24 protein-coding genes and 3 tRNA genes are annotated in these 21,777 nt (G+C 44.0%); 7 read left to right on the top strand and 20 right to left on the bottom strand.

The features are described from left to right. Both rpiB and Y696_RS02930 read left to right on the top strand, forming a co-directional pair. Positions 1-462: a ribose 5-phosphate isomerase B gene (rpiB, locus tag Y696_RS02935; protein WP_006492162.1), complete on the top strand. Its 462-nt coding sequence runs from the start codon at positions 1-3 to the stop codon at positions 460-462. Then, positions 459-1,421, top strand: coding sequence for a histone deacetylase family protein (locus Y696_RS02930; RefSeq protein WP_006492160.1), 963 nt, complete (start codon positions 459-461; stop codon positions 1,419-1,421). The genes rpiB and Y696_RS02930 overlap by 4 nt, the downstream gene beginning before the upstream one ends. Positions 1,422-1,464: 43 nt before the next feature. Here the strand turns inward: Y696_RS02930 and Y696_RS02925 are convergent, their stop codons facing one another. From Y696_RS02925 to minC, 20 genes are read right to left on the bottom strand one after another with little or no spacing between them, the layout of a single operon-like run. Then, positions 1,465-3,936: a POTRA domain-containing protein gene (locus tag Y696_RS02925; protein ID WP_006492159.1), complete on the bottom strand. Its 2,472-nt coding sequence runs from the start codon at positions 3,934-3,936 to the stop codon at positions 1,465-1,467. Then, positions 3,926-4,489, bottom strand: coding sequence for an ATP-binding protein (locus tag Y696_RS02920; RefSeq protein ID WP_006492158.1), 564 nt, complete (start codon positions 4,487-4,489; stop codon positions 3,926-3,928). Before Y696_RS02920 ends, Y696_RS02925 begins: the two co-directional genes overlap by 11 nt. Further along, on the bottom strand, positions 4,480-5,199 hold the full coding sequence (locus tag Y696_RS02915; protein WP_006492157.1) for a PHP domain-containing protein: 720 nt from the start codon (positions 5,197-5,199) through the stop codon (positions 4,480-4,482). Before Y696_RS02915 ends, Y696_RS02920 begins: the two co-directional genes overlap by 10 nt. 6 nt (positions 5,200-5,205) lie before the next feature. Then, complete coding sequence (locus tag Y696_RS02910; protein ID WP_039882828.1) at positions 5,206-5,541, bottom strand: iron-sulfur-binding hydrogenase; 336 nt, start codon at positions 5,539-5,541, stop codon at positions 5,206-5,208. A 1-nt stretch (position 5,542) separates the two neighbouring features. Then, entirely contained in the window at positions 5,543-6,520 is a 978-nt protein-coding gene (locus tag Y696_RS02905) for a CBS domain-containing protein (protein ID WP_006492155.1), read from the bottom strand. After that, entirely contained in the window at positions 6,495-6,857 is a 363-nt protein-coding gene (locus Y696_RS02900) for a hypothetical protein (protein WP_006492154.1), read from the bottom strand. Before Y696_RS02900 ends, Y696_RS02905 begins: the two co-directional genes overlap by 26 nt. A gap of 2 nt (positions 6,858-6,859) precedes the next feature. Further along, a complete protein-coding gene (gene thyX, locus Y696_RS02895; RefSeq protein ID WP_006492153.1) occupies positions 6,860-7,549 on the bottom strand; it encodes an FAD-dependent thymidylate synthase in 690 nt (229 codons plus the stop codon). Next, entirely contained in the window at positions 7,539-8,711 is a 1,173-nt protein-coding gene (locus Y696_RS02890; RefSeq protein WP_006492151.1) for a hypothetical protein, read from the bottom strand. The genes thyX and Y696_RS02890 overlap by 11 nt, the downstream gene beginning before the upstream one ends. Further along, entirely contained in the window at positions 8,708-9,502 is a 795-nt protein-coding gene (locus tag Y696_RS02885) for a type I phosphomannose isomerase catalytic subunit (RefSeq protein ID WP_006492150.1), read from the bottom strand. Before Y696_RS02885 ends, Y696_RS02890 begins: the two co-directional genes overlap by 4 nt. Continuing rightward, entirely contained in the window at positions 9,502-10,797 is a 1,296-nt protein-coding gene (gene trmFO / locus Y696_RS02880; RefSeq protein WP_006492149.1) for a methylenetetrahydrofolate--tRNA-(uracil(54)-C(5))-methyltransferase (FADH(2)-oxidizing) TrmFO, read from the bottom strand. Before trmFO ends, Y696_RS02885 begins: the two co-directional genes overlap by 1 nt. After that, positions 10,794-11,687: a DNA-3-methyladenine glycosylase gene (locus Y696_RS02875; RefSeq protein ID WP_006492148.1), complete on the bottom strand. Its 894-nt coding sequence runs from the start codon at positions 11,685-11,687 to the stop codon at positions 10,794-10,796. Before Y696_RS02875 ends, trmFO begins: the two co-directional genes overlap by 4 nt. Further along, positions 11,684-11,989: a hypothetical protein gene (locus Y696_RS02870; protein WP_006492147.1), complete on the bottom strand. Its 306-nt coding sequence runs from the start codon at positions 11,987-11,989 to the stop codon at positions 11,684-11,686. Before Y696_RS02870 ends, Y696_RS02875 begins: the two co-directional genes overlap by 4 nt. Beyond that, complete coding sequence (locus tag Y696_RS02865; protein WP_259459756.1) at positions 11,986-12,762, bottom strand: epoxyqueuosine reductase QueH; 777 nt, start codon at positions 12,760-12,762, stop codon at positions 11,986-11,988. The genes Y696_RS02870 and Y696_RS02865 overlap by 4 nt, the downstream gene beginning before the upstream one ends. A gap of 2 nt (positions 12,763-12,764) precedes the next feature. Continuing rightward, positions 12,765-13,535, bottom strand: coding sequence for a ComEA family DNA-binding protein (locus Y696_RS02860; protein ID WP_006492145.1), 771 nt, complete (start codon positions 13,533-13,535; stop codon positions 12,765-12,767). Further along, positions 13,532-14,272, bottom strand: a complete 741-nt coding sequence (locus tag Y696_RS02855; RefSeq protein ID WP_121509752.1) for an SPOR domain-containing protein — start codon at positions 14,270-14,272, stop codon at positions 13,532-13,534. Before Y696_RS02855 ends, Y696_RS02860 begins: the two co-directional genes overlap by 4 nt. Continuing rightward, entirely contained in the window at positions 14,269-15,258 is a 990-nt protein-coding gene (locus tag Y696_RS02850; RefSeq protein WP_121509751.1) for a 3-dehydroquinate synthase, read from the bottom strand. Before Y696_RS02850 ends, Y696_RS02855 begins: the two co-directional genes overlap by 4 nt. Further along, positions 15,255-16,265: a M42 family metallopeptidase gene (locus Y696_RS02845; RefSeq protein ID WP_006492141.1), complete on the bottom strand. Its 1,011-nt coding sequence runs from the start codon at positions 16,263-16,265 to the stop codon at positions 15,255-15,257. Before Y696_RS02845 ends, Y696_RS02850 begins: the two co-directional genes overlap by 4 nt. Continuing rightward, positions 16,262-17,302 carry a M42 family metallopeptidase gene (locus tag Y696_RS02840; RefSeq protein WP_006492140.1) on the bottom strand — a complete coding sequence of 347 codons (1,041 nt, stop codon included), beginning with the start codon at positions 17,300-17,302 and terminating at the stop codon, positions 16,262-16,264. Before Y696_RS02840 ends, Y696_RS02845 begins: the two co-directional genes overlap by 4 nt. Continuing rightward, positions 17,299-18,312 carry a M20/M25/M40 family metallo-hydrolase gene (locus Y696_RS02835; RefSeq protein WP_099771929.1) on the bottom strand — a complete coding sequence of 338 codons (1,014 nt, stop codon included), beginning with the start codon at positions 18,310-18,312 and terminating at the stop codon, positions 17,299-17,301. Before Y696_RS02835 ends, Y696_RS02840 begins: the two co-directional genes overlap by 4 nt. Next, a complete protein-coding gene (gene minC, locus Y696_RS02830) occupies positions 18,309-18,965 on the bottom strand; it encodes a septum site-determining protein MinC (RefSeq protein WP_014730343.1) in 657 nt (218 codons plus the stop codon). The genes Y696_RS02835 and minC overlap by 4 nt, the downstream gene beginning before the upstream one ends. A 151-nt stretch (positions 18,966-19,116) precedes the next feature. Here minC and Y696_RS02825 point away from each other — a divergent pair. The 5 genes from Y696_RS02825 to Y696_RS02805 all read left to right on the top strand — a co-directional run bounded on the left by Y696_RS02825 (position 19,117) and on the right by Y696_RS02805 (position 21,271). Continuing rightward, positions 19,117-19,192: transfer RNA gene (locus tag Y696_RS02825), tRNA-Glu, on the top strand. Between the two features lie 5 nt (positions 19,193-19,197). Continuing rightward, positions 19,198-19,272, top strand: a tRNA-Val gene (locus tag Y696_RS02820). A gap of 7 nt (positions 19,273-19,279) precedes the next feature. Continuing rightward, a tRNA-Phe gene (locus Y696_RS02815) sits at positions 19,280-19,355 on the top strand. 114 nt (positions 19,356-19,469) lie between these two features. Next, complete coding sequence (locus Y696_RS02810; protein WP_099771927.1) at positions 19,470-19,982, top strand: transcription repressor NadR; 513 nt, start codon at positions 19,470-19,472, stop codon at positions 19,980-19,982. 11 nt (positions 19,983-19,993) lie between these two features. After that, on the top strand, positions 19,994-21,271 hold the full coding sequence (locus tag Y696_RS02805) for an MFS transporter (protein ID WP_121509750.1): 1,278 nt from the start codon (positions 19,994-19,996) through the stop codon (positions 21,269-21,271). Positions 21,272-21,777: the final 506 nt, after the last annotated feature.

The raw sequence follows: 21,777 nt of genomic DNA, 5'->3' as shown, positions 1-21,777 counted from the left end.
ATGAAGATTGCAATTGGTTCCGATCACGCAGCTTATGAACTCAAATCTTTTCTCGTGCAATATGTCGAGAGTAAGGGCCATTCAGTAATTGATCATGGTCCAGAATCGGGCAGTCTTTCGGTAGACTATCCTGATTTTGCAGACAAGGTTTGTAAATCAGTAACTGACAATGATGCCGATTATGGTATTCTGCTTTGCGGAACTGGAATTGGAATGTCCATAGCGGCCAACAAGCACAGAGGCATTCGTGCTGCTCTCTGCCTTTTCCCCGAGATGGCGGCTCTTTCCAGGAGACATAATCATGCAAACGTTCTAGTGCTTGGAGGACGGCTGATCGGAAGTGAGCTGGCGGGCTGGATAGTCGATGCTTTTCTTAATTCGTCTGAAGAAGGTGGTCGGCACCAAACCAGAGTTGACAAACTTGAAACGGATACTTTCGAGAATCGGGTGAATGAGCCTTGATAGTTTTCTACGACAGAAGGCATCTCTTCCATCTCCCGATGAAGGAGCTTGATAACGGTAACTGGATTGAAAACCCGGACAGACCAGAAAGAATCGAATCTGTCCGTAGCGCTCTAGAATCTGCCGGGTTTCAAATAAAAGAACCAAGAGATTACCACTGTTCCCATCTTTTTCAGGTTCATACGCCAGAATACGTAGAATGGCTCAAGGCGAAAAGTAATTCGGTTTCCAGAGACAGAGAATATTTTCCAGAGGTTTTCGGCTATGATAAGCTCTTCGATACTGGTACACCGGTCACTTCGGGATGCTATGTGAGTGCTCTCGCATCAGTGTCAACAGCGCTGAATGCAGTTGACTCTATTCTTGAAAGTGAACCCGTTTCCTATGCCTTATGCAGGCCACCAGGACATCATGCAGGCAAATCGACTGGTGGAGGTTACTGCTACTTCAACAACGCAGCAATAGCAGCCAAGTACTACCAGAAACACACCAGGGGTTATGTTGCAATTCTCGATTTAGACTTTCACCATGGGAACGGTACTCAAGAAATCTTCTACTACGATGATACTGTTTTCTATGTCTCTATACATGGTGATCCTAAGAATTTCTATCCCTGGATTAGCGGGAACTCCTGGGAGATAGGTTCTGACTCAGGAGAGGGATTTAACATGAATTTTCCTCTTGCCGGAGGTATAGAAGGCCCAGAGTACATGAGAACTCTGTCGAAGGCTCTGCAAGAGATCGAAGACTTTTCTCCTGATCTCATGATCATCTCCCTGGGTACAGACGGTCACAAAGATGATGACATAGGCCATTTCAATCTCAGCAGCGAGGATTATTCAATGATGGGAAAGTTGATCGGGGAAATAGAAGTTCAGAAGCTTATAGTTCAAGAAGGCGGATATAATCCCAAAGCAAATTCTGCCTCCGTTTTGAACTTCCTTACGTCAATCAGATGAAAATCTAAAGAAAGCGCGGCCAGGCCGCGCTTTCTTTATTTAATCAAAATGCTGCTCCAAAACCAAAGAACGGCGTTCCATAATACGGTTTCCCTGCTCCAGAGTTTTGCTCAGCAAGAAAAGTGTTGTAACCGTAGCCAAGTCGGACCAAACCTATCATCGGTATCGATATGTCTATGCACAGACCAAAGTCAGCAAGGAAATTCCCTCCTATTAAGTCTCCGCCTGGTGTCTTTCTATAGAAAAGCAAGTCTCCAAATCCCACAATATCTAAGGGTATTGAAGAGGCCTCAGGTGTTAGGGGATACCTTAACTGCGCAGAACCTACGGTAACTCCGTACGCGTTCTGGCCTATAATTTGCGAACCTCTGACTCGAACAAATGTGTCCGGAGTCAACAAATAACTTCTGAAAACACCGTTTGGTGAAAGCGGGAATAACTGCTGAGTTCTCACTCTGAAACCAAGTACCGGGTCCCCTATCGACATGAAGTTTCTGTACTCCGCATAACCCGAAATAAATGGCTCGTTATCCTTTCCAAATAAACCTCTGACCGTCAGTCCGGCAAGGTACTCACTTCCCATAGTAGGCCTGTAAAGATCGTCTCGGGTAGACAGCTCATAGCTCAATCCAGTGAAGATACCATCAAAATTTTCTGAGAGACTACCCGTGTCGACTTCCGTAGCAGTTTTAGTTTCCGTTGAGACCTGGCTTTCAGACATTATGTACTCGTAACCGGCGGTAAAACCGACTTTCTGCCCAGGGGAAACATTATAAATGGGAGTCAAAGAGAACAAGAACTCCGTTTCCTGGGAGGATTTCGTGACTATAGTGTCAGTCGAATCATTTGTTGTCGTGAATCCTGAGAATTTAAACTTGAATGCCGTATCGAGATCAAGTTTTGTTCCTCCTACCTTTGGGATAGAATAGCCTATAGTTGCATCAAAGGCTGGCCTTCTTGTCGTAGTCTCTGTAGCTCCGTCAGTCACGATAACTTCCTTATTGTTCGGCATGGGAAGCGTAACACTGAGTGTCGTTGAGATGTTCTGCCCGTAGCCCCAAACATTGAGAAGTCCGAGATCGAGATACAGATTCAACCCATTCTGCCAGCCTCCTCCTCCGCCGATCTTATTATTCTTATCAGTCTCCTGAAGCGTAATGCTTACGTCGAGCGCATCCTCACCAACAGGAACAGGGGCAATATCAACTTTTGAAAAGTAGCCGGTATTGTTCAAGAAAGCGTATGTATTTCTAAGCTCATCAAGCGACAATACATTGCCTTTCTGAATGACTATCTTGTCGACTATCAAATAATCCTGTGTCTTCTTAGGACCGTCGAATTCAACGGTTATGTCTCTTACTAAAGGCTCCGTAATCTTGATACTGAAGAAGCCGATCTTCTCATCAATAACTGGTTCTATCCTGATAAAAGGATACCCTCTCTCAGTATATAAGTCCTGAACTGCTTGAATAGATCTCATCGCTACCTCGTTGTCTACTCTTTGACCTTCAGTGAGTCCCGTCTCTCTTAGGATTTCACCTTTCTGTAGATTGACGTTCCCCTCTATGAAGACGCTTCTGAGATCGAACTCTTCTTTTACATATTCAACCGGCGCAAAAGCAATGCTCATTGATAGCGCTCTGCTTTCTTTAACTCCCTCGGGAAGTGTTACCTGTCTTGCGTTTCTCAACGCGTTATTCAACGTAAGAATCATTGCCTGATAAGTCTCGTCATCAAATCCCCATTGACCGCTGGAATTCGCATAATATGTGCTGTAGACTGTCTGAACCATCATATTTATGTCGTCTAGCTTGGGCACGTACTTCTTCTTAGAATTTATCCATCTAACCAAAAATGATGTGTCATAATACTTCTTCAGGCAATCAATCTGCAATTTGCTCGACAGAAATGCCTTGGACTCATCAGATAGGGGTGCTTCAATCGATACTTCCCACAGAAAGGATACTTTGACTGTAAATGTGACTTTTACTCTATCTTTTATGTTGCCAGAAAACACGTCTTTTCTGCTTTTATCGGTTTCCCACTCTACCTCAACAAAAGGTTCAATGTAGCCGTTTTCTTCGAGTTTGCTCATCATAGCTTCCTGAGTGAGGGGAATATCATAGATCAGTTTCGAGGGATCCGCCGGTTTACCGCTCTCTATAACTGAAACCGATTCAAGAGCGTCAGGTTCAACGATTTTTGGACCGTCAAAAACAACTTCAACATCGACAACAGGGTATTCCACAACCTGAATCTTCAAAAGACCGGAAGATTCATCGAAACTATAGTAAACATCTGAAAAGTAACCGCTCTTTCTAACTCTTTCCAGTGCCTCACTGAGTTCTGAATCGCTAATCTCTTTTCCCCGCTGAATATCAAGTATCTCAAGCACCTCTCCATCCGAGATCACTCTGTTGTCAAGAACGGTAATTCTCGAAGGAACAATAACTGCAAAAACAGATCCTGAGACCAGGACCAACACAAGAATCAAGAACAATCGTCTAACGGACATCTGACAAACCTCCCAGGGATATTTCTGCCTCTTGAAGAATGGTCAAGACCATCTTCATTTTGACTGGTGAAGTGAAGCAGTCGTTCCCGAAAGCTTCTCGAAACTGCGACGACGAAAATGCATACCCCTCGTCATCCAGTAATCTCTCTATAGACCAGTCTACACGGTCGCTCAATGTAATAACAGCAAATAGAGTCAAAGGGACATCTCCTACAGGCTGACAATCTATACTCGAGAGCAAGAACTTCGCACTCACTTCAGTTCCAGATCCTTCGACCGAACGAATCCTAAATTCCCCTCCGGTGGACTCCGCAGCAAACTTAAGCATAGGAAGCCCCAATCCGAATTTCACTTTCTTTCTCTTTTCAGTATAGAAGGGATCTAAAACGGATTCAAGTGATTCACTCGAAATTCCTTTTCCCCTGTCAACAACCGAAAAGTAAAAACTCTCTTCTCTCTTCTCGACGATTCTCAATGTAGCTTCCTCCGTTCCAGAGTCGACTGCGTTCTGAGCGATATCAATAATGTGGTCACATATGGTTCTCAATCCCATATTATTCTCAGCGACCTTCCATTTGAATAGAGAGCGCTTCTAAACTCCTCGAAGCTTCTTGCCTTTGACTCAATCGAAACGGTGGGGGTGATCATACTTAAACTGTGTGCATCACTTGAATGAATGATGTTCTCCACAGGAAGTTTCTTTTCAAGGGTTCTCTTGAACGAAATCTCCATCGGTACTTCCCTGCAGGTCTCAGGTATGAAACCTAGCTGAGTCAAAAGTCCCATCTTTCTTTCAACGTGAGCCATTACAGAGATTCCGCCATACTCCTCTACGGTTGACAGAGTTTGCGAAATGCTCAAGAGAGCTGGTTGACCTAGCCAGATCTCTTCGAATCCAGTGAAGGTATCATCTTCATCAACGATTAACTGATAGCCTGAGATCTCTGGATCGACCGATAATCGCGAAAACTTTTCCTCTTTCAGCCACTCAGAGTAATCCTCAGCTATCTCAACCTCGGGAAAATAAGCGAGTATATGAACATCTTCCAAAGTGTGTACTTCTATGCCAGGTATGACAACTACACCAAACCTGTTTAGTACTTTACTGAAAACCCTGACATTCCTCGCACTGTTGTGATCGGTTATTGCAACCCAATCTATTCCCTTTGAAACGCATGTTAAAGCTATTGCATTGGGAGTCATTGTGATATCTGCGCAGGGGGAAAGACAACTGTGAATATGGAAGTCACAAAGAAACGACAAAGCCCGCTAGCCTCTCAGCCCACTCTTGATAAGCTTGAGCGCAGTATCGAAGGTAGTATAATCGCTTTCAAGAAGGACAATACCAGTTTCTTCTGCCTTTCTTACAGTTGATTCCTCGAAGTGAAGACCGTTGCACAACACGATCGCTCGCACTCCAACTATGGAGGCCACTGCAAGTATATTTACATGAGACTGAACGGTCAACCAGATTGAATTTGAGGGGGCATTGCCCATCACATCGCTAAGTAAATCACCAATATATGCATCGGAAATTTCAATGTCTAGAGGCAGGCTAGTAATTACTCTCATTCCACATTTCTCAATCAGATCGTTCAGTTTCATTTTATTTCCTCCCATTCCGATAGAAATGCATTTCCAAGACGACTCCCTTTCCGGCTTCGGATACAACAACCATTTTGTCGGAATACCTTCTCATGTTTGAAAGACCCATTCCCGCCCCAAATCCCAGTTCCCTGACATGGTCTGAAGCGGTGGAAAACCCTTCCTTCATTGCTTGTTCCACGTTCTCTATGCCTCTTCCATAATCCTCCACTCTCACTTTGGTTACGTTTTCATCGTACCAGGCAAAAATGTAACCTTCACTCCCACTGTGAATAACTACGTTGACTTCAGCTTCGTAACAGGCAATAGAAACTCTTCTTATTAGCGTGTCATCATCCGTCAGAGTTTTAAGAAAACTCTTGAGTTTTGCAGATCCAACTCCCGCAGTATCGATATCTGTGTAATCAATATGGTAAACAAAATCGGCACTGGTCTTCTCAACATAATCTCCCGTGATTAGGGACTTGTCAAACCAGTCAACGCTCTGTTCCAAGACCTCTCTCCGTCGTTTGTCATGAACATAAATCAATCTAAATTTGTCAAGAATAGCACCAATTATATCCTTCTTGGAGATAATCCCTACAAGTCTTCCGTCGGAATCAACAACCGGGAATCTGCCATACCGATATCTGTTGAACATTTCTATTACCGACTCAAGTTTCATCTCCGGAGAGAAAGTGACTATATTCCGTGTCATGTGTTTTTCGATCGGATCAGTGATGTAGTTACCCTCCAGAGCAACAATAATGTCTTCTATACTTACTATCCCTTCGAGTTGATTGTTACCGTCGGTAACGGGAATACCGGAGATCTTGCAAATCCTCATCAGCTCTTTCGCCTGCCACATTGTTCTATCCTTGGTCAGTGTTACAACACTCTTTATCATTATGTCCTTAGCCGTGATATCTGCGAATAACCCCCTTAGTTTATCTAGAAGGTCGTCGACATTTCTTTCAGTCAAAGTGTTTCCCTTCCTCAAGAGAATCTCCCAAGTTCTCATTGAAGAGAATTCCGCAGGCTCTATACATTGACATTCTCGCGTGAACTAGCGGCATATCCAGCTCTTTTGCCAACTCTATAGTTGTCTCCGGCACATTTCTCTTTCTAATTATGACAACGGCTGTTGCACCGACTACGGAAGCTGTCCTGACACACTGTGGAGAGTTGAGTCCAGTTACCAAAATCATTCCGGGACCTCCGAAAGCCAGCACGTCGCTCATCAAATCGGCAGCACCTACCGACTCCACTTCTGGGTCTCCATCACCGCAGTACAGTATTTCACATCCGAGAATCTCGATGATTCGTGATAGAGTCATTATCACTGAGCCTCCCTGTTGAGAAGATCTCCTGTGTAACTATGCCGAATGAAAGCATCAAAAGTTACTGGACAGCCAGTTTTAAAGATTTCGGCTATGGCGATGGCATACTCCTGAATTTCTGCTTGAGCATGTGAATGGGCCCTTTGATTAAGAAAATTCATAATTGATCTGGCGTTTACTGTCCAGTAAGCCTCAGTGTACATTGAGGTCGGCAGAACTATTCTTGCCATCTCTTTGGCTACTCCCATTTCAATTAGCCTTTTATATGCTGCAAATGCGTTTTCATAGGCTTCACTGATAATCGATGTTGCTCTTTCGTTCAGTTCCTTGTCTTTGCAGACAATCGACCCTTGTCTGTTGTCTTTGTCAGGTATTCTGATGACGCCCGGTATATACCACTCTTCGGAAAACTCAGTATATCTTCCACTGCGTTCATTAATAGACGCAATTCTGTGTCTTACCAGTTGCCTCATTACAAATATGGGAAGCTTCAAGTGAAACTTGAAAATGATGTGTTCAAAGGGAGATTGGTGACCGTTTTTCATCAGATAATCTATAAGCCGATCATCTCTCTCCTTATTTGTCAGACCCTTGCCATAGCTTGTCCTTGCAGCTTGAACTGCAGAATAGTCATCACCCATCTTATCTACCAGCTCTACAAATCCTCTATCCAGAACATCAATCTTCATTGTTTCCTCCGTCTTCTTTCATTGCCTTCCTTTCTTGTGAAGTCCTTCTCTTTTTACTAAAGTATTCTAACAGAAAGAGCCCAACAACAACTATCGCGGCAAGCGGAACTATTGTAACAAGCGCAAGCTCGAAAATCGCTCTTCTTCTTAGCTCCTTCAATGCCGAACTCACTTCATCGTCAAAACTCTCGTATCCGCTCAGCTGCAGATAGAACCTAGCGAGATCATAGTAGTCTCGATCTTTCATCAGATAGTATGCCATTCCAAGATTCCTGACTGCCATTGAGTTCTCCGGCCAAAATCTCAAAGAATCTTGATAGTTCTTTACCGCCTCTTCAAAATCACCGTTTCCAAGGTAATAATTTCCAACGACCATTGAGGTATCTGAGGCGAACCTGGGTGGGATTCGGTGCAAGTCTATGGAATTTAGGATTTCCAGAGCTTCAGAGGATTCACCCATTTTCATGTAAGCCATAGCCGCATAATACATCGAAACAGGTTCATCTGTACCCAATCGAGAATAATCTTCTAGCACAAGCTCTTCGAGCCCCGAAACGAACTCACTTTCAATTAGATCATCTCCGAGCAAGTCTTGAAGACCTTCGGAGAATATTCTTTCTCTTATCTCCATAAGCCTATCTTTATCAATCGAACTGCCACTTGAGTATACTTCCAGAAGAGCTTTATAGGGGAAATACTGATTAGGTAATAACTCAATCAACTCATACGCAGTTTTTACAATCTCTTCTGATGATCTTGGATCTCTCGTATCCACCCAGTCATAGAAGAAAGCCCTCAAAGAAATCGCCTTTATCAGATTATCGCTGTTTTGAGTAGAATAGAGCATATTCAAAGCCGACACTGTAGATACGGAAACCAGTTCATTGACAATCTTAATCCCTTCCTCAATCTCAGATGGAAGGGCTTTATCCTTCAGTTCCTCGTAGAGGTTTGAGAACCAGACCTTGTAGTTGGGCTGAATTGTCTCCCTGTATTTCAGACCAACCGCGATTGCTAGAATGGCTTTCGTTTCGACACTTTGAGTCTCCAGCGACTGTAGTTCAATCAGATACTCTTTGGACAGAAGGAGCTCGGCATTGTCAAGCGCAAAAATCAAAGATACAGACACTAGAAAGATCGCGACGGCAAATGCTGACTTCATGGAATCTCACTCCAAAATTCGCCAAGAGTGATTGCGAGAAATGGTTTAGCTGATTCCATAACGTCGTCAATTACTAGATAAAGACTTGGTTTCTCTTCAATCGTTACGCAAACCCCAGTACCAGAAAAACGACTGGTCTCCCTGACCGAGAAATACTCCCAGTCAAATCTCTTGACACTCTCGTAGTGACCAGGCATCAGTGAGGGGTTCACAGCCTTCGAAGCCTTTTCTATATGGAGCTCCCTCCCTCTGTCCCAATCGTAAAGTCTGTAAGTAACATCGCTGTTCTGCTGGATCTCTATTAACTCCGAACCCGGACCTATCGCATGAACAATTCCTGCAGGCAATGCAAGAAGATCTCCACGCTTCAGAAGGATGTGATTAAGATCGTCTTCCCTTACGCTGTCAACGGGTTTGGTTTTATTCTTCATTCCAGCAAGAACCTGCCCTTCGTTTAAGAAATACCAGCATTCACTCTTTCCCCAGGGCTCTCCTTCATAGAGACGGGCAAACTTGTCATCAGGATGAACTTGAACTGAGAGCCATTCGCTGGCGCAGATGTGTTTCACCATGATTGGGAATCTAGGCAAAGATCTTCCCGATAACTTGTCTATAACTTCGTTTGGTGATAGTCTTGTTGATCCCGATTCAAGCCATGTTCTCATTCCTTCAATATCTGAAAGAAGCCATACTTCTCCAATTGGCTCCTCCGAATCAACTCCGTATATTCTATTTAGCTTCCGGTCACCCCAGGGCCTCGGTGAAAAGACAGGGCAACTTCTAAGTATCATCAGATGATCACCTCCAGGAAACGTTGAATTCTTTCCTGAGCAACAACCACTTTTTTTCTATTCTTCTCTCTCCTGTTTTTCATTCTGATTTCCGGCAGTAAACCAAAATTCGCATATACTGGCTTCAAAGGACTCCGACCGGATACCGTAATGTGGTTTATCAATCCTCCAATCATAGTTCCCACTGGAGGAATCACAGTCTGTTTACCTCTAGCATATCGATCAGCATTGATCGCGGCGAGCCTTCCAGAGACTATCGCTTCAACATAACCTTCGAGACCACTTATTTGCCCAGCAAAGAACAATCCCTTGTGATTCCTGGATTGCAAATCGGGATTCAGAAGCCTTGGCGAGTCCAAAAAGGTGTTTCGGTGCATTACTCCGTACCTAATTATGTCAACATTTCTCAAAGCAGGAATTAGGGAGAGAATTCTCTTCTGTTCCCGCCATTTGAGTCTTGTCTGAAAGCCAACTATTCCCAACAGCGAACCCGACAAGTTCTCCTTTCTAAGCTGTACAACTGCGTACGGCTCCTTCCCGGTAATCGGGTCAATCAGTCCAACAGGCTTCATCGGTCCGAAGCGAAGGGCATCAATTCCACTACGAGCTATCTCTTCAAAAGGCTGGCACCGTTCAAATAGAAAGCGATCCGAGAAGTTCTCGACCTCTAACACTTCTGCATGCACCAGTTCATTCCAGAAAAGCTCGTACTCCTCCCTGGAAAGCGAGCAGTTCACGTAGTCGCCATCGTCGGAGTATCTGTCAGCTATAAATGCTCTTTCAAGATCAACTGAATCTGCAGCTACTATTGGTGCAACTGCATCAAAGAAGAACAGGGCACCTCCGAAGAGTTCACCGAGAAAGGTTTCAAAACAGTTAGAAGTCAACGGACCGGTACACACAACATTCACCGCTCCATCGAAATCAATTGAGCACACCTCTTCTCTTCTGATATTTATCAGTGGATGCGTCTCCAACTTCATTGAAACCTCTTCAGAAAACGCCTTACGGTCAACGGCAAGGGCTTTACCGGCTGGCACTCTGTTATGATAGGCGATTTCAAGGAGCCTGGATCCTAGTCTCAAACCCTCTTCTTTCAGCAAACCGGAAGCGTTATCCAGTGACTCAGACTTAAAGGAATTGCTGCAAACGAGTTCTGCAAAGTCACCACTTTGATGGACATCGGTTTTCACATTTGGTCTCATCTCAAAAAGGTTAACTTCCTGCCCAAAATCGGCGAGACTGAGTGCGGCTTCAGATCCGGCAAGTCCTCCACCAATAATGTTGATGATCAATTCAGATTTCTCCCCAACTTGTGAGTTCTGTAATATCTAAACAGTGCTTCCTGATAGTATCCACCGTAAGGAAAAAAAGAGTTCATTCCAAACTGCATGATCTTCTTTGTCGAGCCTTCAATACCATATATGTCCTTCATGACTCTGCTGATCCAAATATCAACGGGGAATGCGTTAAGTTCGCCGTAAGCAAATAAGACAACGCAACTTCCCACTTTGTAGCCTATACCATCATGCCTTGTAAGCTCTTCCAGCTTTTCTTCAACAGTCAGTGGTATGAGCTGCGAAAAATAAGACTCCTGATCAATTCTTGAGAAAAGTTTCATTAGCCATGGCACTCTGAATCCAATTTTGAGATTAGTCAGCAATTCTTCCGAAATGAGCTTTGCTTGACCTAGAGTAGGGAACTTGTAAAACGTCTCTCCACAGAAGTCGACCCTGTTCTCGGGGAACGCGGCAGACAGGCTATCACTCATCCAGCGAATCATCGGGATGCTATTTCTAGTTGAAAGAATGTATTCTACTACCATTTCGAATGGGTCCTGTCTGAGTATGCGAAGACCATTGGCCTCAGATATTGCCTTCTCCGAAATGAATCTAGCTTCCTCATCGAATTTACTAAGCCTTCTCCTGAGAGTCGAATGAATTTCGTCAAGATCGTCTTCAAGACCAAGATAGTGTATTATACCCGTAGAAATCTCCCTTCCAAGAAGAGAATTGGAAGATGACTTTACCGTGATCTCGCCCAGACTTTTCTTTATGAAGAGGACAGTATCTCGGACTACACCCTTCCACCATTCCCCATCTTTAACCCATCTAAATGTTTGGCCGCAATCCAGTGTTGAATCCAGATCTATGGGCTTTTCAGGTCTGAAAGAGAATTCAATCATAGTTCTACCTCATAAGACTCTACAATCGTTTTCAAGAGCCTGTAAGAATTGTCTTCAAGAAACTCTCCGACTACTATTAAGTAGCACTTTTCTTTGAGATTATCCATATGCAAAGCAGTAATCTGAACCCCTTCAACCACTGTAGAGCTTCTTGAACCGGTCGCTCTTGATAGTGCAAGAATCAATGAAGGAATTTCAAAGTCAATATCCCCATCATAAGGGATCCCATTTTCGTCCACCAAACGAAAGGTCATTCCACACTCTTCGCCCAGTTCTTTTATTCTTTTAGCTAAGGCAATCATTGATCCTTCTCCTTAAGTATCCTGCAATTGTAGGTACCTGTCTTCAGCCATCTCTTGTTCTTCAGCTCGGCGTCTTCTAAATCGTCAAATAGAGTTGCTGGCTTTATGATTTCAATCAGTTTTTTCAGCTCGGAAATATCGTTTACAGGAATTTCGCTTCGAAGAACAACCTCTCCTCTGAATCTCCAAAGGTTGACCAAATCGCCAAAGTCTCGCTCGAGCCTCTCTCTGTCCCTAGTGTCTCTTATCTCTCTCTCTTTCTTCTTCTCGCTCAGACTGGCTTTACAACCGCAGTAGTCTTGTCTGTAAATGCCCCTGATCAAGGTATTCAGTTTCCCTCTGTCCACTCTGAAATTCCCAGAGATGAACTCAATACTTAGATCATTCGCAATCTTATCCCCGATAAGGGTTATGAGCTTAACAGACTTCCTGGGGCTCGCTAAAAGAGTAGTGCTAAAACTCTCAGCGCCAATTGACTTGGCCATTTCCGCAGTTTTCTTAAGCCTCAGCTCGATGCACTTAGAGCACCTAATTCCACCTTCCTTCTCATCAACATAAGAATCGAGAATTTTCGAAAAGTCTTCTGGGTAGTAACTTGGCTCGGGACACACAACTGACAAACTCTCACAGACCTCTTTAAAAGCTTTATATCTTCTGAAAAACTCCTCTTCGGGAAATATGTTCGGATTGTAAAAGAAAAGCTTTGAGTCTCTGAGCTCTTCCATCTTAAAAACTGTGCTTACCAGATCCGGCGCACAACAGACATGTAGCACATTCAAAACTCTATCAGCTCCTTCAGGTTCGCGACGGTTTTTTCCCCAATCCCGCTTACTCTCTCCAAATCCTCATATGAACGAAAGGGGCCGAATCGAGCTCGGAATTCGACTATTCTTTTGGCAATAACCGGTCCTACGCCTGGAAGCCCACAAAGAGCCTCCTCATCAGCAGTATTGACGTTCACCTTCAAGGAACCTGATTGCTTCTCGCTTCCAGCAAGAGGAACAATGCTAGCGAGAATCTCTGAGAGAATTGAGGGGCCGATACCCGGTACTTTCAGAAGGTCGTCCGAGGTCCTGAACGATCCGTTTTTTTCTCTAAACTCGACTATTGCCTTTGCTTTCGCCTCCCCAATACCCGGAATATCTTGCAGTGACAATACGTCTGCCTTGTTTATGTCGATTAGGGTGTTTACATCTGCAGGAGTGGTTGCGGAACCCGCAACAGTCACCATTTTCCTGAAACTGCTTAACGTCTTCTCTCCGATACCCCTAACCTGGAGAATATCTTCGACAGAGCCGAACTGACCCACCGAGGTTCTGTAATCGATAATAGCTCTTGCTTTTGCCGGACCAATTCCTGGGAGTAGCTCAAGCTCCCTCTCTGTACACGAATTCAAGTCGATCGGAAAACTAACAGACTCCGTATGATCGAAATTCTGTTCGGTGCTTTCCGTCCCGGTGTACCCAATGACTGCAACAAAACCCATCAAGACAAGAATTACAACCGAACCAATTATCTGAAGCTCTTTGACAGTTAACTTCCTCATCTAAGTTGCCTCGGAAATCTGTCTGTGATATTCCATCCCGTTATCCTCTGTAAAGACTGGACATCAACTTCTGAGGAATAATTCCGAGCCGCATTGGCATCCGGAAATACTCCCAGTATAGCTGCGTAGAAGGTTCTTCCATCAGTTGTTATTGATTTGTATACAAAGGCAGGATAACCGGCACTTCTGAGATCCATGACCTGAGGCGCTATGCCGTCAGATACTGTATGAGAAACAAGCTGAATTCCATAAGCGGTTTTTGAGTCATAAAGACCGGTAAGTGGGTTTTCACCAAGAAACATAACACCAAATTGATCATCCACACGGGTAATAAAATACTTACCTAAACCCTTTTCTACACAAAGTTTGAAGGCCGTTCCTTCTTCTACAACCACATAACCGAACTCAGAGCCTTCAGCCAAGAAATCGAAGGAATTTGTTATTAACCTTCGGTAATCGAAAGTCTCAAGGAAGAAGTTTTGAGTCTCGGGAACTGAGATCGCTTCCCTAATTATCTGTGTACCTGTCGGAATTTCAACGGAATTTTCTGATACTTCTGGTTGATCGGTTGAAGGGGTAAAAACCGAGCTTCGAATCTCTTCTATTACGAGCTTCGCTCTACGGTTTTCCTCTCGAAGCAGAATTGCATAGCCTCCTAAGATAAAAACAATGGCAGATAGTCCGAGAACAACTACAATCAATGTCTTCAAGACATAGTCATGTGATTCTTCGCTCATGCAAAACTCTCCAATCCTCTCCACGTTTTCTCTCTAATGAACCTTTCAAATGAAGAATACCCGACAAAATAAGTTCCGTCTAGACTACCGTCGGGCGTACTGATTTTTAGACCACCCTTTTGTTCAATCAGATCGACCAAGGACGATAAATCAATTCTCGAGGGCCAGTTTCTGTTCCACAGCTGCCTCACTAAACCGAAAAAAACCTCCGAGCTTTTAACGTCATTGTTACTGAATTCCCTGGCGAGCCGCAGTTCTACCATTGCGCCGAGAATCACCGCTGCCCTATTTCCGGTTCTGAGTCTCGAAGCAGTTTCAATGAGTCCTCCAGTTTCCGCTCCAACAAATGGTTTCTTGAGCTCTATTCCCTTCAAATAGGCTTTTACAGAAGAGAAAACAATATCATCCCATTGCTCTTCAGTAATCTCTTTTCCAGAAGCCACAAGGTTTGAAATGTATCTGAATAATCTCATATCGAAAGAAAGGGCAACTAGTAAAGGAAAGAGTAGATCACTTCTCGATGAGTCAAGATATTCTTTATAGCTTATCGAAGAATCAATAAACACTCTGTCAGGAATGCCATTTGCGCAGAGAAGATCCTTGACAAACTCGAAATTCAACTTGAATCCGTTAATAGCGGGCATAATCTGACCAACGGTGGTCGTTGGAAAAAGGAAGAGTTTTTCCACTTCTGTATGGCCCGCACACGCGTATCCTACCAGATCTATAATTGAACCTCCACCAATTGCAGTAACGGCTTTACATCTTGACACTCTAACCAGCTGATAAATCTCGAACACCCTGTCGATAGACTTAATATGCTCTCCGCCAGGCATTAAGTATTCAGGCTTCAAATTTCCCGCAAATGACTTCTTGAACCCTGAGTCTACTACTCTAATTGACTCAGGGAGCTTCTCAATCATATTCTTACCAAAGATGAGCTGACATCTTTCGGTCGATTCGCTCGTAAATGTAATTCTCTTCATTCCACTCCTTCTTCTGCAAGACCTTTAAGAAGACGAACCGCATTCAAGACATCGTCATAGTCGACCATTTCGTGAGGAGAGTGCACATATCTACATGGAATCGAGACGGTCCCCGATGCTATTCCTCTCCCAGTTGTCTGATAACCTCTTGCATCAGTACCTCCAAAAATCAGTACCTCATACTGGGTTGGAATTTCCTTCTTTTCAGCAACCTCTTTCAGTCTTGAGACAACCCTTGCAGAACTTACGCTTCCTCGATCCTTGATTTTTATCGTTGGACCTCCTCCAAGTTTGAAGCCCATTCTCTTAAAGGATTTGGGAGTGTCAGGGCCAGCTGTAACATCTATCGCAACAGCCATATCGGGCATAATATCGAATGCAGCGACACTGGCACCAACAATTCCGACTTCCTCCTGTACGGCAAAGACAAAATATACGTCATCTTTTGGTTTATCGAGCTCTTTCAATACCTGAATCATTATTGCGCATGCAATTCTATCGTCCATCGATTTGGAGACAATTCTCTTTCCAAGATCGACAAAGGTTGAATCATAGGTTCCGAAAGTACCAATCGGTGCCTTATTCTCTGCGTCCTTCTTGTCAATTGCACCAATATCTACAAAAACATGATCGTAGTCCAGGTTCTTTATAGTCTCTCCTAGTTCCTTTGCCGTCTCACCTTCAACATCCACTACTCCCGAAGCTCCTGTCTCAAAGATCAATCTCGAACCGAGAAGCATGTACGGAGACAGTCCTCCAACTGAATCGACTCTCAAGAACCCGCTTGAATCAATGTGAGTGACCACAACCCCAATCTCATCCATGTGCCCGTCAAACAGAAGCTTTTTTCCACTACTTCCTCTTTTCACTGCAATAAGATTTCCTAAAGGATCTATCTTCATCTCGTCAACATAAGGCTTTATCTCTTCGACAATCACTTCTCTGATGGCAGACTCTCTGCCACTTGGAGAACTAACAGTGACAAGCTTTTCGATAAGTTTCTTCATCTAGACAGCACCTTCCCTTCCTTAACCAGTATAGTTGCAAGTTCTACTACTTTAAGAAAATCGTTGACATTTATTACCGAAGTTGGTGAATGAATGTATCTTGAAGGCGTGGAAATGACTCCAGATGGCACACCGGCCATTACTTTCGCAAGCCTTGCTGCGTCAGTTCCTCCCGCTATTCTGCTCTTATATTGGAACTCTATCGAATTGCTTTTTGCTGTTTCGACAATCGTGTCAAGGATCTTCTTGTCAAGAACCAAACCGCTATGAGCAAAAGTCAGTACGGGACCTTTTCCGAGACTTGTGGCCCATCTGTACTCGGGCAGCTCTGGATTGTCACCGGCTGTCGTATTCTCAAAGACTAGCGCAACATCGGGCTTGATTTGCTTCGCGGCAACACCGCTACCTCTTAGACCCACCTCTTCTTGAACGACCCATGCGAAATAAACATCGAAATCAACCGTTTTTTCGTCAAGGCTTTCAAGAACCCTTATCAAAACTTCACAACCGGTTCTGTCGTCGAAAGCCTTTGCGACTGCATAGTCTCCTATCTCTTCGTACCGAGTATCGAAAGAAACTGGATCCCCTATTCTATGTTTTTTTGAAGCCTCTTCCTTCTTTGAATAGCCTAAGTAGATTTTCAGCTTGTTCATGCTAGGAGTTTTCAAAACAGAAGAAGGGTCTTGGGTATGAATTGCCTCGAATCCAATAACACCAGGTGTCAAATCTTCACCAACCAAAACCTTTTTTCCAATCAGCACTCGAGGATCGACTCCTCCAATGTTAGTGAAAGAGAGCGTACCATCTTCATTAATCTTTTTGACCATAAGGCCAACTTCATCTGTGTGGGCAAGGAGCATAAGTCTCTTTGAACTTTTTCCATTTCCTTTCCTGATAGCAATTAGATTTCCAACCGTATCTGTCCAGATAGAGTCCACCTTTGATTTGACAACTTCCATAATGTATGAAGACACTCTTTCCTCAAAACCGGAGATTCCCGGGAGTTCGCACAGTTCTTTCAACCGTTTGAGCTTCATATGTCCTCATCTCCTTTCAGCGAGACGAAGAAACCGGCAAGTAATCTTGCCGTACTTGCAATGTCACTAATCTGAACAACCTCAACTGGGGTATGCATATGCATTTCAGGAAGTGAAAGCAGAAGAGTCGGAATGCCGGTACCGGCTATCTGCACATTGTCAGCATCCGTCCCAGTTCGCCCAGACCCAAACTCATACTGAACCTTTATTTCGTTGTCCTTCGCGTAGTTGTTCAGTAACTCAAAATACTTCTTGTGGATGTTCGGACCTCCAACCGTCAAGGCCGGCCCCTTGCCAAGCTCTACATCATTCTCTTTATTATGATGAGTTACATCCATAGCAACTCCAAGATCTAATTCCAGAGCTTCTGCAGCTCCCTTTGCTCCAATAGCACCTACCTCTTCCCTCGTGGTAAAAACGAAGTAAACCGTGGGCGTTAAACTATACTTTGAAAGTTCTCTAGCAGTCTCTATACTTATAGCGGCACAAGCTCTATCATCCAACGCTTTGCCTGAAACCTTGCCATTCATCTCAAATGCAGAAAAATCTACTACCGCAAGATCTCCGACATCAATCTTCTCAAAATCTGGATTAATCGAAGCATCAATAAACAACTCGTCAAAAGAAGGGACCTCTCCTCTTGTCTCTTTGTTCTGAAGATGTGGAGCCAGCATGCCAATCACCCCGGCCCTTTCTTCTCCGTCTCTGCATTTAATCTTGACCTTCTGAGATATAAGAACTTTCGGATCTATTCCCCCCAGTTCTTCAAATCTCGCGAACCCTCTTTCGTCGATCTTTGAAATGACCAAAGACACCTCATCGACATGAGTGAATACTCCAATCCGCTTCTTGTCACCTTTCTTAACTGCGATTAGATTTCCAATCTCGTCAGTGTAGATTTCATCTACAAAGGGATCTATCGCCTCTTTAATTACTGAATGCACTTCACTTTCGTAGCCGACAGGTCCGAACGCATTGGAGAGATCTACTAACAATCTGGCTAGATTCAATTCGCCTCCCCCTTTACTTCAAACTTTACATTGTCTGCCTCTTCCACTATGATTCTTCCCGTTCTAACATGGGCAACGGCTGGACCATCAAAATGATCATATTCTTGAGTGATGAAGTTGCCTATTTGGATGAGCGACGGTTGTAAATCGATAGCCGCAATTACTCCAGTCTCGCCCTGGGAATAACCGGCTCTCAGAACTCCTTTCGCACTTCCGAATATCACTACGCTCCCTCCAGCTATTATTTCGGCGCCCGGATGAACGTTGCCAATAACAACTACATCAAAATTATGCACAACGATTTGACCAGATCTCAAATTTCGCCTAATAATCTGAGCTCCCCGAACTTCTGTGATCTTCTCTCTTACGAGATCATACTTCTGACCGACTTTGACGTCCTTTTGCTCCATGCTACCAACCAGGATGTCTTTAACATGAACGCCGAGATCACTGAGCAATGAGACGATTTTTACTATATCGTCGGGCTTACTTGTCTCTTGAGTAAGCATCAAAGAGATCTCATCTCCTTCAGAAAAAAAATCCTTTGCATCGGCGAACTTCTTCATGATGTCTTGCCTGAGTTCGTCAACGCTTCTGTAAGAATCAATTAGAAGTATCAGGCCCTTCTTAGTCATTCTGAAATCAATCGGCACAGTGATCACCCCTTTCTTCAAGATTCTATCACGAAAAAACTCTGTCCAAGGCGCACTGGAATTGAAAAAGTGGGCTGGATGAACTGTCAGAAATGCACATCGGCCTCTTGACCGCCGACGGTTTATAGTGTAATATAAAATACGTGCTTCGGCCCTCATCGTCTAGTGGCCTAGGACACTGGCCTTTCACGCCGGCGACCGGGGTTCAAATCCCCGTGAGGGCGCCAGTGGTGGAAGCGTAGCTCAGAGGAAGAGCGTCTGCCTTACAAGCAGAAGGCCACAGGTTCGATCCCTGTCGCTTCCACCAGATTGATGGCGAGGTAGCTCAGCAGGTAGAGCAGCGGACTGAAAATCCGTGTGTCGACGGTTCGATTCCGTCCCTTGCCACCAGGTAGTTTTATTCTTACGGATGTTTTTATGCTTGATATGTCCTCCGGGGCATATTTTTTTGAAGGTGTTTACTGTAAAGTAGCTGCTATAATGTAATTGTTTCCGGGGGTGAGAATGATAGAGAAGGTCGAGAGGCACAAATACATTATGAATCTACTTGAAGGTTCTTCTGTCCCTGTTAAGGGACAGTTTCTCGCCGACGAAACTGGTGTCAGCAGACAGATGATCGTGAAGGACATAGACGAACTGAGAAAAAATGGGTCGAGTATTGTCGCGACAACAAGGGGATACCTTCTCAGCAAAAGAAGGACCTTTAGAATGGTTGTATCGGTGAAACATGATGAAGAAGATATCTATGATGAACTCTCAGAAATCATTTCCGCCGGCGGCCATGTAGTTGATGTTAGCGTAATCCATGCAGTTTACGGAGAGCTAAAGGGCAAACTAGACCTTTCAACGATAGACGACCTTAACAGGTTCATAGCTGCTCTAAAAGCATCAAATGCAGTTCCTCTTCTCAGTCTTTCCAAAGATGGAGTTCATCTCCATACAATCGAGGCTGACTCTCAAGAGTCTTTAGAAAGAATTAGAAGCATTCTAAAAAGAAAGGGTTACTTGCTTACCTGAAGGAGGCTCTGATGAACATTGATGAAGTGATCCAAAAGTATATAACTAAGGGCAGGAGAACGCGCATGCTTCTACTGACTTCACTGGAGTGGATGTTGGTGGCCGGAGGAGTTATGATTACCTCTTTGACACTTCCTTCGATCGTGGAAGATCTTGCCGGTACTACAGGCAGTCAGAATATGATGGCAAGTTCGGTATTCGTGGGAATGCTGCTCGGTGCGTTGTTTTCCGGAATGATCTCCGATAGGTTCGGTAGGAAGTGGACAAATCTCATCTTGTTGCTAATTGCAGGTCTTTCAACCGGATTTACCGGCGCATCGGTTTCAATGAGAGCTTTTTCCATTGGAAGATTCGTAGCCGGAATCGGCTATGGTGGTCTGCTTCCTGTAGTCAACGCATATCTTACTGAATTCTCATCTATAAAGATCCGTGGTTTGTATCTCGCTCTTCTTGAATCAAGCTGGGCCATTGGAAGTATAATCACTGGTGGATTTACCATGTTGACTTTAAACAGCCTTGGATGGCGGTGGTCCTTCTACTTTCTTGCATTATTCAGTGTACCACTCTTGCTAATTTCCTTCTTTCTTCCTGAAAGCCCCAAGTATCAGTTCATGAAAAAGGGCAAAGTCGCACTAGAGAAAATACTGGGAAAAGAGATTGATGAAGAGATAGAGATGCACAAACAGTCTAAGCAACCAATTCTTGGACTGTTCAGAAATGATCTGGCAAGAAGGACAATAATGATCTGGATCAGCTGGTTTTCCGTAAGTTTTGTCTATTATGGAATCTACACGTGGGCGCCAAAGATCTTTATGTCTAAAGGTCTGACGCCCGTCTCTTCTCTCTGGTATACCTTTTTCATGTTGATCATGCAACTGCCTGGCTATCTGACCGCAGTGATCCTCATTGAAAGAATTGGGAGAAAACCATCACTAACGTTCTTTTTTGGAGGAATGGCGGTTTCGTCAATCGTCATGGCACTGGTGAATAGTTCAGCTCTTCTTCTCGTTGCGAGCGTTTTGATTTCGCTCTTTGTGCTTGGAGCATGGGGAATGGTATACGCATATACACCCGAATTATATCCAACTGAAATGCGTGCGCTTGGAAACGGTGCATCTGGAGTGATGGCAAGAGCAGCTGGAATTGTCGCTCCCTTCTTCACGAATTTGGTTATGGGAGGTACAGGCAGCGTGTTTGTAGTGATGATATTCATGGCTGCCCTGAGTTTGTTTGCTGCGATAATCGTATCCAAAATGGGCGTTGAAACAAAACAGGCGATCATCGAGTGATAAGCAAGGAGCTAATCGACAGGATCATCATTGTTGGGGAGTGAACCAATAGTTGTCTTCTCGAGAAGAAGAATCTGTCTCAAATAGTCAGGATTACTGCTATTTATGATTTCTGAGCACTCGCGGCAGTTCTCTCTACTCCGAAGCAACCTGCCCATCTTTCGACATCGAAAACTTGTAATGAAGTAAATAAGGATGGACAAGATTCATCCAATTACTGAAATCTGTATCCACTCTAGTTATTGTCGAGTTGAATTTATAGCATCAATAATTGATTTCATCAAACCACTGAGATTGGTCATGTTGGCTTGTCACTTCGTTTACTGCTTTTATTCTTTTCATTATCGCAGTTTATGATCTGTTGGAGGGGTTCCAAATGAAGAAACGACTCGACAAATGTCCAAGCTGCGGTACAGACTTGCAGATAACTGAGTATGCCTATCAGAACTGCAAGGCAAAGATAATCGGATCATTTTCGCAGGGAGAACTTTCATCTTTGCCAGAAG

Origin of the sequence: Mesotoga sp. H07pep.5.4 (assembly GCF_003664935.1) — a bacterium.
Lineage (GTDB): Bacteria > Thermotogota > Thermotogae > Petrotogales > Kosmotogaceae > Mesotoga > Mesotoga prima.
The sequence above is the reverse complement of the archived record's forward strand: the minus strand, read 5'-3'. Positions and strand labels throughout refer to the sequence as shown.